This is a genomic window from Duganella sp. CF458, from assembly GCF_900113115.1.
In the GTDB taxonomy this organism is placed as follows: Bacteria; Pseudomonadota; Gammaproteobacteria; order Burkholderiales; family Burkholderiaceae_D; genus Rugamonas.
Genome location: NZ_FOOF01000021.1, coordinates 1 through 11,686 on the forward strand (window position 1 = coordinate 1; position 11,686 = coordinate 11,686).

At 57.7% G+C, this 11,686-nt stretch carries 11 protein-coding genes and 2 tRNA genes; 3 read left to right on the forward strand and 10 right to left on the reverse strand.

The window, feature by feature from the left end; all coding sequences use genetic code 11:
• Positions 1-186: 186 nt before the first annotated feature.
• The 10 genes from BM269_RS25585 to BM269_RS25625 form a co-directional block, all read right to left on the reverse strand.
• Complete coding sequence (locus tag BM269_RS25585; RefSeq protein WP_139232870.1) at positions 187-720, reverse strand: Imm42 family immunity protein; 534 nt, start codon at positions 718-720, stop codon at positions 187-189.
• A 186-nt stretch (positions 721-906) separates the two neighbouring features.
• A protein-coding gene (locus tag BM269_RS25590) for an IS3 family transposase (protein ID WP_229204801.1) occupies positions 907-2,156 on the reverse strand; the annotation gives its coding sequence in 2 pieces (ribosomal slippage) (positions 907-1,871 and positions 1,871-2,156; 1,251 coding nt in all).
• 289 nt (positions 2,157-2,445) lie between these two features.
• A complete protein-coding gene (locus BM269_RS29250) occupies positions 2,446-2,949 on the reverse strand; it encodes a hypothetical protein (RefSeq protein WP_139232871.1) in 504 nt (167 codons plus the stop codon).
• A gap of 148 nt (positions 2,950-3,097) precedes the next feature.
• Entirely contained in the window at positions 3,098-3,391 is a 294-nt protein-coding gene (locus BM269_RS25595; RefSeq protein ID WP_090444173.1) for a hypothetical protein, read from the reverse strand.
• Between the two features lie 83 nt (positions 3,392-3,474).
• Entirely contained in the window at positions 3,475-3,960 is a 486-nt protein-coding gene (locus BM269_RS29555) for a hypothetical protein (protein ID WP_170860485.1), read from the reverse strand.
• Positions 3,961-3,984: 24 nt separating this feature from the next.
• Entirely contained in the window at positions 3,985-4,335 is a 351-nt protein-coding gene (locus BM269_RS25600) for a hypothetical protein (protein ID WP_090444178.1), read from the reverse strand.
• A 511-nt stretch (positions 4,336-4,846) separates the two neighbouring features.
• Positions 4,847-4,922 (reverse strand) — tRNA-His (locus BM269_RS25610).
• Positions 4,923-5,002: 80 nt separating this feature from the next.
• The gene (gene murI, locus BM269_RS25615) at positions 5,003-5,839 is read right to left on the reverse strand and encodes a glutamate racemase (RefSeq protein WP_090444184.1); all 837 of its coding nucleotides are present in this window, start codon (positions 5,837-5,839) and stop codon (positions 5,003-5,005) included.
• A complete protein-coding gene (locus BM269_RS25620; RefSeq protein WP_090444187.1) occupies positions 5,840-7,366 on the reverse strand; it encodes a fumarate hydratase in 1,527 nt (508 codons plus the stop codon). It lies immediately after the preceding gene.
• 18 nt (positions 7,367-7,384) lie between these two features.
• Positions 7,385-7,993, reverse strand: a complete 609-nt coding sequence (locus BM269_RS25625; RefSeq protein WP_090444190.1) for a TIGR00645 family protein — start codon at positions 7,991-7,993, stop codon at positions 7,385-7,387.
• A 114-nt stretch (positions 7,994-8,107) separates the two neighbouring features.
• On the opposite strand from BM269_RS25625, the gene BM269_RS25630 reads away from it, so the two are divergent.
• The 3 genes from BM269_RS25630 (at position 8,108) to BM269_RS25640 (ending at position 11,542) form a co-directional block, all read left to right on the forward strand.
• A complete protein-coding gene (locus tag BM269_RS25630) occupies positions 8,108-9,247 on the forward strand; it encodes an acyltransferase family protein (RefSeq protein ID WP_090444192.1) in 1,140 nt (379 codons plus the stop codon).
• A gap of 69 nt (positions 9,248-9,316) precedes the next feature.
• Complete coding sequence (gene acs, locus BM269_RS25635; protein ID WP_090444196.1) at positions 9,317-11,308, forward strand: acetate--CoA ligase; 1,992 nt, start codon at positions 9,317-9,319, stop codon at positions 11,306-11,308.
• A gap of 143 nt (positions 11,309-11,451) precedes the next feature.
• Positions 11,452-11,542: transfer RNA gene (locus tag BM269_RS25640), tRNA-Ser, on the forward strand.
• Positions 11,543-11,686: the final 144 nt, after the last annotated feature.

Genomic DNA, 11,686 nt, shown 5'->3' on the forward strand with positions numbered 1-11,686 from the left:
AAGGTACTACGGGGCAGCGCCGAGCAGCTGTTGAGTTGGAAATGGACGCAGCTTAAATTACCCGGCAAAGTGTCTTGACTGATGGGTCCACTTTAATCAGCAAACCAATTCCAGTTGCAGATGAAATCGCTAGTAGGTGACTCAATGCAAACGTCAAGAAGAATCCGCATGCCGTCGAGTTGGTCACTAGTTGCCGCCTTGATCAATCCAGTCAAGAAACCCTCGAACAACTGCGCAAAATGTCCCGACTTCCACGTTCATGCTTTCTAAAGCATCATCATCGCCTGTCTTAAAAAGCAATCGTACACTGTCCCCGTCTCGAACTATGAAGGATTTCGAATTGTCGAACGACTCACCGCCGTTGGTCAGAAAGTCGTATCGGAAAAAGCGCTTTGAATCCGCGACAATTTCTTCTGTAGAGCGGTCATCGTCAAGGTATAGCGCATTGTCGATGATGTCCCATGCGAGCGCATCGCTCTGCCCCTGGAAAATGGCACCATCCATCTGTGGAATACGCTCCAGGATTGCCTGAAGGTGGCTCGCAGTCACGTTCAGCATGCAGGCCGGTTCGTCAAAATCGCCTAGTACCTTATCGCCTGCGCGAATACACATTCTGCCAAACACGTGGTGTGGCTCACTTCCAAACGGATCATGAGCGCAAACAATGGCGAATTGCGCCAAGTCCCCAAAGTGCCTATAAATCGAAACTTCTGAAGTCATTCGTTCGTCGTATTTTAAAAACTCGGAAACCAGATGCGAGCGGCGGCTGATGGCCGATTGTACTCGGCCACATGACTGGAGTTTACATTTGGTGAATCCATTCGACTTCACGACTCAGAAGCAGCACCCATACGCGCACGTCAGGAGTAAAGTGGACCCATCAGTCAAGACACTTTGCCGCTTAGTTTAAGCTGTGCCCATTTCCAACTCCACAGCTGCACGGCGCTGCCCCGTCATTCCAGCATTTTTCTGCTCGCCGTCATCGTCGCCAAATTTATCGATGATCAGTGCGCCGCCACCGATCCCCGACCTGTAGACGCGATCCGGCGTTTCATAACCCAGTGCCTGATGCGGGCGCTCTGCGTTGTAGAACGCAAAATACTGCGCCAGTCCCACCATCAGCTCTGCCATGTTGGCATACCCTTTCAAGTACACGTCCTCGTACTTCACATTGCGCCACAGGCGCTCCACGAAGATGTTGTCCAGTGCCCGCCCGCGGCCGTCCATGCTGATCGCTACGCCTTCGCGTTTCAGCACAGCAGTAAAGGCCGTGCTGGTAAATTGCGAGCCCTGGTCGCTGTTAAACACTTCCGGCCTGCCATGGTGGCGCAGCGCATCCTCCAGGCAGTCCACGCAGAACGACGCGTCCATGCTATTGCTGATGCGCCAGGACAGCACCTTGCGGCTATACCAGTCAATCACCGCCACCAGGTAGGCGAAGCCCCGCGCCAGCCTGATATACGTCAGGTCTGTGCTCCACACCTGGTTTGGCCGCGTGACCGCCACACCCCGCAGCAGATACGGGTAGACCTTGTGCTCTGGGTGCGGCTTGCTCGTCGCCGGCCCCGGCGCCATGCCTGCCAAACCCATCTCGCGCATCAGGCGCTGAACACGCTTGCGATTGATGCAGTAACCACGCCTTCGTAGGAACACCACCATGCGCCGGCTGCCATAGAACGGCCGATTCGTGTACTCCTCGTCGATGAGCGCGCGCAGTTGGCAATCCTCTTCGGTCAGACATTGCTCACGCACCGCAGCTTCCATCCGTCGATAGACCGAAGAGCGCGGAATGCTTGCCAGCTCGCACTGCATCGTCAGCGGCATATCGTCGTCCCGCTCGATCCACCGTGCTCGCTCCGCCGGACTCATTCCCCTAGCTTTTTTTTAAGCCAATCCACCTGCATCTTCAGCTTGCCGATCTCGCTATACAGCTTATCCTCGGGGCTGCTTTCATCGACCGGTTTGGGGCCGCGCTTGACGTCGAACAGGGTGCCGGCATTCTCCAAGATCTCTTTCTTCCACTGACCGACAAGCACCGGATGCACACCGTACTCCTGCGCGATTTCCGTGACCGTCTTCACCCCGCGCACAGCCTCCAGAGCCACCTTGGCCTTGAATTCTGCCGTATGCACCCTGCGTTTTTTGCCTTCACTCATTTGCTATCATCCTTTCGCGGACGACAGCTTAAACCACCGTCTCAATTTCGGGGGCCACTATAGAGGGTCGACTGTGGCCACAGACGGGTCGCTTGTCTCTGGAATGGAAAAAACTGCCTCCCATCGTGCATTTTCTTTTCTTTGAATTCGTCCAGGTCGTGTATGTGCAATGGTACGCGACGACAAATAGTCTTCAGCAATCCTCAAGCACTCTTCTTCCGTCATTTTCATCCTCAAGTGATTGCGTAGGTCGGCTTTTGGCCGTCGACGGCCAACGCATCATCGCAGCTCAAGGGTATTCGGGATGCTCATATTTCGTGCAGTCGACCACGGTACTTGTAACGTTTCGGCATTTCGGCCGCAAGTTTACCAAATCAGGGTTAGCGTTGATGAATTTTGAAACCGATGGAATACTAATTGTGGTGGCTCCATAGCAGCCATTTTCGCCCCTCTTGGTGCATGCATAGGTGATCGATATGGCTACATCAGATACCTTGTGATTGTACGAGGCGACGACTGTCTTAAATCGGTTATCGGAAATCCAGTTAGTAGACTCTGCGATCACTTCTCCAGCGGAGTCTTTCACGACAATTTCGGTAATATAAGGCGCTAAAGCGAATTGGCCGGCGCGCACATTTTCAGGGAAGTGCAAATCGATCGTCGAATTGACCTCGCCCTTCCGAATTTTATATTTGAAACCAAGTTCCCTCAATTCCGCCCTTGTGGGCTCTTTGAGATCAGGCGGAACGGACGCGAATGCATGCAGCGCTGCAAAGTGCGTCAGGGCAAACAACAAGAGATACTTGGGACATTGGTGCATGCAAATCTACCCTCAACAATTTTGTGTCTCTACCTGCAGCTGGCTAATGACTGCTCGTGGCCGCTCACTGACGATTGTACTCGACGGTCAACTGCCACCTGCAGAACAGATCGCTGTCTCCCTAAGCCGACCTCCCATACATGGCCTCAAACTCGCGAACATAGTGTTCGGTTGGAAGAGCGGTTCCTGCTTCCTTGATCTCACCAGTCAACTTGCTCACCATGATTGGCGCATTGCCTCCTAACGCGTAGATGTAGTCACCTGTCGCGAGGAATTCCGGCGTGTTATAGAAATAAGCGAAAGTGGCTGATGTCTCAAATGGAGAAGGCAGCAGCACTGACTCTTCTCCCCACTGTTGGGCTAACCGAAGCAGATACTCCTCGGCAAGTGTACGGCACTCTACAGCGCTAAGCATTTTGGGGCTCCTTCGGGACGACTGCTATTGGCCGTTTGCGTACTCGGCCAGAATCCAAAAAAAAAGTTGGGCTGGCATAAGATTCAAAGTGGAGAATCTGTCGTGCCCGGTAGACATAGTTCCTCCAAATTAATGCCGAACTGCTGGAACAGTGTGGTCTCTAAGTCATCAATGGTATTGCATGTGCTCCAGACCTGTTCAAGAAGGAAATGGTCCCAATCATCTTCGCAGGCTTCCCATCCTGGGCGCAACGAGCAACGTCGAATCCTGTATTCTCGAATCACATCCTCATTGGCAACTCTTCGCACCAATTGCGGTTCGGCTCCCGGTCCTGCCATTTGAAGAGTGCCACGGTCCTCATCAACGATGGGCCTCACCTCAATAAAAGTCCTAACTCCAATGCAATCATTGTGAAGCTCAGCCTCCACATTTCTTCCGAGTTTCAATCGCTCGATGACTTGCGTTCGGTTCACTAAAATATCGTCCTGATAACTTATAAGAGAAATGACTTTTTCGGAATGTCTGCTGCTGGCCGATTTCAGTCCATTCTTCCGACAGCCAAGCGCCATACGCCAAGCACCAGCACATTTGCGCTAATTGAATAGATCATGCAGGAAAATCAAGTTTTCTGGATTCAGAGGTGTTGAGAGGCCATGTTTTACGTAGTGAAGTTCGAAGGAACCCTTGTCGCCACAGTCCTCCACCGCACGCACCCCGTCTATCACACACAGTAACCCAAAAATTGCGCTGTCCACGCCCTCTTCAACGAGTTTAAGAACCTGCTCTCTGTCATGATGGCTTAGAGACTTCAGCCATTGAGCGCGAGCTTTCGCCTCGGTGGTAACGCCACGTCCTGGGGGATTCTCAGCCATCGACAAAACGCCTTCCGCCGCGCCATCCCGGACAACCAGTTTTACCGCTTCAATAAAATCTTGTGCATTCATCTCTATTCTCGGTTTCCGCTATTGGCCGCCAATAGCCGATCATTGTACTCGACCGATGGCTTATTACGTCCATCTCCGAGTATCCGCCGCGAGAAGTTCTCGCTGGCCGGCGCCCATTGAACACAGGAAGTCTGTAGCGCGCCGTCGGCCGCGCTGATCGAGAACCCTGGCTATTACGGCAAGCGGTACATGGGCTCTGCTCATATAGAAGGCAGCTTGCCTACGCGGCATGAGAAGTGCCAATTCAATGGCGGCTGATGTGGCGAAATCTGGTCGATCACTCATGGCGTCCTCCTGATCCAACAATTTCATTGAATCGCCAAGTGCGTGTTGATTCAGCTCAGCTACGACTGAAAAATAATCACCGATGTGCCGTAAGCGCGCAAATGAAAAAAGCCGACCTAGAGGCCGGCTTAATCATTCACTATATTGGAAAATTCCGCATTGCCTTGGAAATTTCACTTCGTGAAATAAATCAATCTCCGTAAGATTTTGATTTACTTGGAATTTTTGGGGTGGCTGATGGGGCTCGAACCCACGACAACAGGAATCACAATCCTGGACTCTACCAACTGAGCTACAGCCACCACTGAAACTGCTTTCTATCGCCCCGTAGCGCGACAGAGCCGAGATTATATAGGGACTCCGATAATCTGGCAAATATATTTCAAACGACCACGGATTTGACCTCGGGATGCAGGCCGAGCAGATTGGCAAACTGCTGCTGCAAGGCTGCCGCGTTGCCGCTGGTGTAGCCGTGCAGGTGGGCTGGCGTGCCACCGGGGCGCAGCAGGCCGGCGCCTTCCAGCAGGCGTGCCAGTTGGCGGGCCACGGCGTCGCCGGTGTCGATCAGGGTGACCGGCGTGGCATCGCCGCGCTCCGCAACCATCTGCGCGATGGCTTCCCGCACAAACGGGTAGTGGGTGCAGCCGAGGACCAGCGTATCCGCGCCTTGTTCCAGCAGCGGCTCCACATAGCCCTTCAGCATAGCCGCCGTTTCTGCGCCGGTCAGGTCGCCCTGTTCGATGCGTTCCACCAGGCCGACGCATGGCTGCAGCAGGAAGCGCGTGCCGTTGGTGCCGGAGATCTGCTCGCGCAGCGCCAGGAACTTCTCGCCGCGCAGCGTGCTTGCCGTTGCCAGCACGGCGACGGTGCCATTACGGGTAGCCGCAGCGCCAGGCTTCAGGCCCGGTTCCACGCCAACCACCGGCAGGGAAGGGTAGGCGGTGCGCACTGCCTTGATGGCAGCCACGGTCGCGGTATTGCAGGCCACCACCAGCGCCTTCGCGCCCTGATCGAGCAGGAAGGCCGTCACCGCAATCGCGCGCTGCACCAGCCATTCGTCCGTCTTTGCACCGTAGGGCGCAAAGGCGGAGTCGGCGAAGTACATCACGTGCTCGTGCGGCAGCTGCGCGTGGATATGGCGCAGCACGGAGAGCCCTCCGACGCCGGAATCAAAAACGCCGATCGGCGCGTCGGCGGAGGAGGGGATCGGATGGACCATTTATGCCGGCTGCGCCGCTTTCAGGGACTCGATCTTCACCTGCCACTCTTTCGGGCCGGTGTTGTGAACGGAAGTGCCGGTGGAATCGACCGCAACGGTGACAGGCATGTCGACCACGTCGAATTCATAGATCGCTTCCATGCCCAGGTCTTCAAAGCCGACTACCTTGGCGCCCTTGATCGCTTTCGACACCAGGTAAGCAGCGCCGCCAACGGCCATCAGGTAAGCCGACTTGTGCTTCTGGATCGATTCGATCGCGGTCGGGCCGCGTTCAGCCTTGCCGACCATGGAGATCAGGCCGGTTTTTTCCAGCATCATGTCGGTGAACTTGTCCATGCGGGTCGCGGTGGTCGGGCCGGCTGGGCCGACGACTTCTTCGCCGACCGGGTCGACCGGGCCGACGTAGTAAATCACGCGGTTGGTAAAGTCCACCGGCAGTTGCTCGCCCTTGGCCAGCATGTCCTGGATGCGCTTGTGGGCGGCATCGCGGCCGGTCAGCATCTTGCCGTTCAGGAGCAGGGTTTGGCCCGGCTTCCAGGACGCCACTTCTTCCTTGGTCAGGGTGTTCAGGTCGACGCGCTTGGATTTCTCGGTGTCGGCAGCCCAGGTGACATCGGGCCAGTCGGACAGCTTCGGCGGCTCGATGTAGGATGGGCCGGAACCATCCAGCACGAAGTGGGCGTGGCGGGTGGCCGCGCAGTTCGGGATCATGGCGACCGGCTTGGATGCGGCGTGGGTCGGGTACATATTGATCTTCACGTCCAGCACAGTAGTCAGGCCGCCCAGGCCTTGCGCGCCGATGCCCAGGGCATTGATCTTGTCGCACAGTTCAATACGCAGTTCTTCCAGCTTGTTCTGCGGACCGCGCTTCTTCAACTCGAACATGTCGATGTCTTCCATCAGCGACTCTTTGGCCAGCAGCATGGCTTTCTCGGCGGAGCCGCCGATACCGATGCCCAGCATGCCAGGCGGGCACCAGCCGGCGCCCATCAGCGGCACGGTCTTCAGCACCCAGTCAACCAGCGAGTCGGATGGATTCAGCATCACGAACTTGGTCTTGTTCTCAGAGCCGCCGCCTTTGGCTGCCACGGCTACTTCCACGGTGTTGCCTTCCACAAGTTCCATGTGGACCACGGCCGGGGTGTTGTCCTTGGTGTTCTTGCGCTCGAAGTGCGGGTCGGCCACGATGGAGGCGCGCAGCTTGTTGTCGGCGAAGTTGTACGCGCGGCGCACGCCTTCGTTGACGGCGTCGGTCACGGTGCCCTTGAAGCCTTCAAAGCGCACGCCCATGCCGATCTTCAGGAAGACGTTCACCATGCCGGTGTCCTGGCAGATCGGACGCTTGCCTTCCGCGCACATGCGGGAGTTGGTCAGGATCTGGGCGATCGCATCTTTCGCGGCCGGGCTTTGCTCGGCTTCGTACGCGCGTGCCAGGTGCTGGATGTAGTCGGCTGGGTGGTAGTAGCTGATGTACTGCAGCGCGGCGGCAACAGATTCGATCAGGTCGTCTTGCTTGATGATGGTCATGATTGGCTCGTTGGCTAATTAGTGTTGCTTGGAATCGTGGTGCGTCAGGGTGGTGATGCGATCGGTGTAGGCAATCGCGATCGCCGACATCAGGAATACACAATGGATCAGGGTTTGCGCGATCAGGGTTTTTTCGTCGTACAGCTGCGCGTTGATAAATGTCTTCAACAGGTGGATCGACGAAATGCCGATGATGGCGGTGGCCAGTTTGGTCTTCAACACGGAAGCGTTCACGTGCGACAGCCACTCCGGCTGGTCCGGATGGCCTTCCAGGTGCATACGCGAGACAAAGGTCTCGTAGCCGCCGACGATCACCATGATCAGCAGGTTGGAAATCATGACCACGTCGATCAGGCCCAGGACCACCAGCATGATGGTGGTTTCGGTCAGCTTCTTCGGCGCTTCGGCGCCCGGCACCGTGATCGCCTGCAGGATGTGCTGCAGCGACGCTTCGTTACCCAGCGCGGCGCCGATCAGGTCTTTCAGTTCGACCCAGAAATGGAACACATAGACGCACTGCGCCAGGATCAGGCCCAGGTACAGCGGAAGCTGTAGCCAGCGGGACATGAAGATGAAGGCGGGAATAGGGCTAAGGCGTTTGCCGTTGGAGTTCAGTGGTTCAGTCATCTTCGGTTATCGATCAAGCGTTTGAAAAACAGCCGATATTCTACACGCGCAAGGGCACCACTGTAGCGACCGGGCTGTGCTACATTGCCAGTTTGTCTAATTTGTTTAAAGAATATGAAGCTCGATTGGGTGCAGGGCCTGCGCGGGATCGCCGTGCTGCTGGTGGTCCTGACACATGGCCGGTTTTTCCTGGACGGCACGCCGGATGAAGGCTTGGCCACAGCGTTGTTCCTGCCAGGGGCGATGGGCGTGGACCTGTTCTTCCTGGTCAGCGGCTTTATCATGGTGTACACCACTCGCGACGCTGGCGGGCCGCGCGATGCGGCGCTGTTCGCGGTCAAGCGCTTTGCGCGCATCTGGCCTGCCTACGTCGTGGTGACGCTGGCGTGGATCTTCATCAAGCGCGACGGCCTGTGGTTCTTCGACGATCCCGAGCGCCTGCAGGCGCTGTTCCGTTCCCTGACCATGCGCCCGGTGACGCTGCAGGATGCACCGTTCTTTGGCCTGGTGTTCCCGCTGGCGTGGACGCTGGCATTCGAGATGTACTTCTACCTGGTGTTCGGCATCAGCATGCTTGCTGGCCGCTTGCGCTGGCTGGTGTTGGCGAGCTGGCTGGCGGTGACGCTTGTCGTGCTTCCGATGACGGCGGGCGGGCCAACGCTGGACGTGCGCCAGTACCTGATGTTCGATACGCCTTACCTGCACCTGATGACCAACCCGATCATCTGGGAATTCGTGGCCGGCATGGCGATCGGGCTGCTTTACCTGAACCCGAGCATCCGCTTTCCCAATGCGGCGCTGGCCTGGCAGGCAGTGTTTTGCAGTACAGGCTTCGTGCTGTGGTGGGGCTGGTCCGGCGCGGGCGGCTTCCACGGGCCGGCAGGGTGGGGCTGGCCGTTGGCGCTGATGTTGCTGGCGCTGGCCATCGCCAGCAAAACGGTCAAGCTGCGCATGCCGCATTCGCTGCAATGGGTCGGCAACGTTTCCTACTCGATGTACCTCACACATTTTCTTGGCCAAGTGGTCTTGACCCGCTGGCTGGATCAGCACTACCTGCACACGCGAAGCTGGAATGAGGTCTATCTCGCGCTGTTGCTGGCGATCCCGCTTGCATCGGCTTCGCATTGGCTGCTGGAGCGCGGCCTGGGAGGATGGACGCGCCGCAAACTGGTATTGCTGGTCGACCGCGTGCTGCCCGCCCCGCCTGTACCAGAGGGCCAGGAAGTGATTAAAATGGCAAAAGTAGCGCCTTGAATAATGTAAGGGCGCAGTAAGCGACAAGCTCTATTGTTGCAAGCAAACCATCACTAACCGGAGACAAGCATGACCAACCAGGGCGCCGACCAACAGGGACCAATGGAATCGCGGATTTTTGCGCCGCCAGCCGCATTCGTCGAAAATGCCGCAGTATCGGGCATGGCCGCCTACAAAGCACTGTGCGACGAAGCGGAACGCGACTATGAAGGCTTCTGGGCACGCCTGGCGCGCGAGCACGTGGAATGGCAAACTCCCTTCACCCGCACGCTGAACGAAGACAATGCGCCGTTCTACAAATGGTTCGAAGACGGCAAGCTGAACGTCTCCTACAACTGCCTGGACCGCAATATCAAGAACGGCCTGGGCGACAAGACCGCGATCATCTTCGAAGCCGACGACGGCCAGGTGACCCGCGTCAGCTACCAGCAACTGCACGACAAGACCTGCAAGATCGCCAACGGCCTGAAGGCGCGCGGCATCAAGAAGGGCGACCGCGTCGTCATCTACATGTCGATGTCCGTTGAAGGCGTGGCCGCCATGCAGGCCTGCGCCCGTATCGGCGCCACCCACTCCGTGGTGTTCGGCGGCTTCTCTGCCAAGTCGCTGCAGGAGCGCATCATCGACGCCGGCGCTGTCGCCGTGCTGACCTGCGACGAGCAACTGCGCGGCGGCAAGCAACTGCCGCTGAAAGCCATCGTCGACGAAGCCCTGGCCATGGGCGGCTGCGACACCATCAAGAACGTGGTGGTGTACAAGCGCACCGGCGGCAATGTCGCCTGGACCGAAGGCCGCGACATCTGGCTGCACGACCTGGTCGAAGGCCAGGCCGCGACTTGCGAGCCTGAATGGGTGGACGCGGAGCACCCGCTGTTCATCCTCTACACCTCGGGATCCACCGGCACCCCGAAAGGCGTGCAGCATTCAACCGGGGGATACCTGCTGTGGGCTGCGCTGACCATGAAGTGGTCCTTCGACCTCAAGCCGGAAGACGTGTACTGGTGTACCGCCGATATCGGCTGGGTCACCGGCCATACCTATATCGCATACGGCCCGACCGCCGCCGGTGCGACCCAGGTAGTATTCGAAGGCATCCCGACCTTCCCGCACGCCGGCCGCTTCTGGGAAACCATCGCCAAGCACAAGGTCAATATTTTCTACACCGCACCGACCGCGATCCGCTCGCTGATCAAGGCATCCGACGTGGACCCGAAAGCCCACCCGAAGAACTTCGACACCTCCTCGTTGCGCCTGCTGGGCACCGTAGGTGAGCCGATCAATCCGGAAGCCTGGATGTGGTACTACAAGAACGTCGGCGGCGAGAAGTGCCCGATCGTCGACACCTTCTGGCAGACCGAAACCGGCGGCCACATGATCACCCCGCTGCCAGGCGCCACCCCGATGGTTCCAGGCTCCTGCACCTTGCCGCTGCCAGGCATCATGGCCGCCATCGTGGACGAAGCAGGGCATGACGTACCGAACGGCAGCGGCGGCATCCTGGTCGTCAAGCGCCCATGGCCTTCGATGATCCGCACCATCTGGGGCAATCCGGACCGCTTCAAGTCCGGCTACTTCCCGGAAGAACTGGGCGGCAAATACTACCTGGCCGGCGACGGCGCGATCCGCAACGCCGAAACCGGCTACTTCACCATCACCGGCCGTATCGACGACGTGCTGAACGTGTCCGGCCACCGCATGGGCACGATGGAAATCGAATCCGCGCTGGTCGCCAACCCGCTGGTGGCGGAAGCTGCCGTTGTCGGCAAGCCGGACGAAACCACCGGCGAATCGATCTGCGCCTTCGTGGTGCTGAAACGCGCTCGCCCGACCGGCGACGAAGCCAAGCAGATCGCCGCCGAACTGCGCAACTGGGTAGGCAAGGAGATCGGCCCGATCGCCAAGCCGAAAGAGATCCGCTTCGGCGACAACCTGCCGAAGACCCGCTCCGGCAAGATCATGCGCCGCCTGTTGCGAGTCTTGGCCAAAGGCGAAACGATCACCCAGGACGTCTCCACCTTGGAAAATCCAGCCATCCTCGAGCAACTGAAAGAAACCTCGTAACTATGAGTAGACGGTGCCTGACCCGGCGGGTCAGGCGGGCGGCCATCCGACCGGTTTACCGGTCGTGCGGTTTTAATCAGAAAGTCTTTGCACTCCCCGCGAACCCTGCTATAATTCGGGCCTCTCGCGATGAGTGAGAGCTTGGAGAGGTGGATGAGTGGTTGAAGTCGCACGCCTGGAAAGCGTGTATAGGTTCATAGCCTATCGGGGGTTCGAATCCCCCTCTCTCCGCCAAGAATTCAAAGAAGCGCCCCAGTTATGGGGCGTTTTTTTTTGCGGTTATATTTCGATCCTCTCGATCCTGCGTCCTGTAGACTTCTGAAGTTTTGTGGAGTTGGAAATTGTCCGAAAAAAGACTACATTTTTCGGACGGCGCAA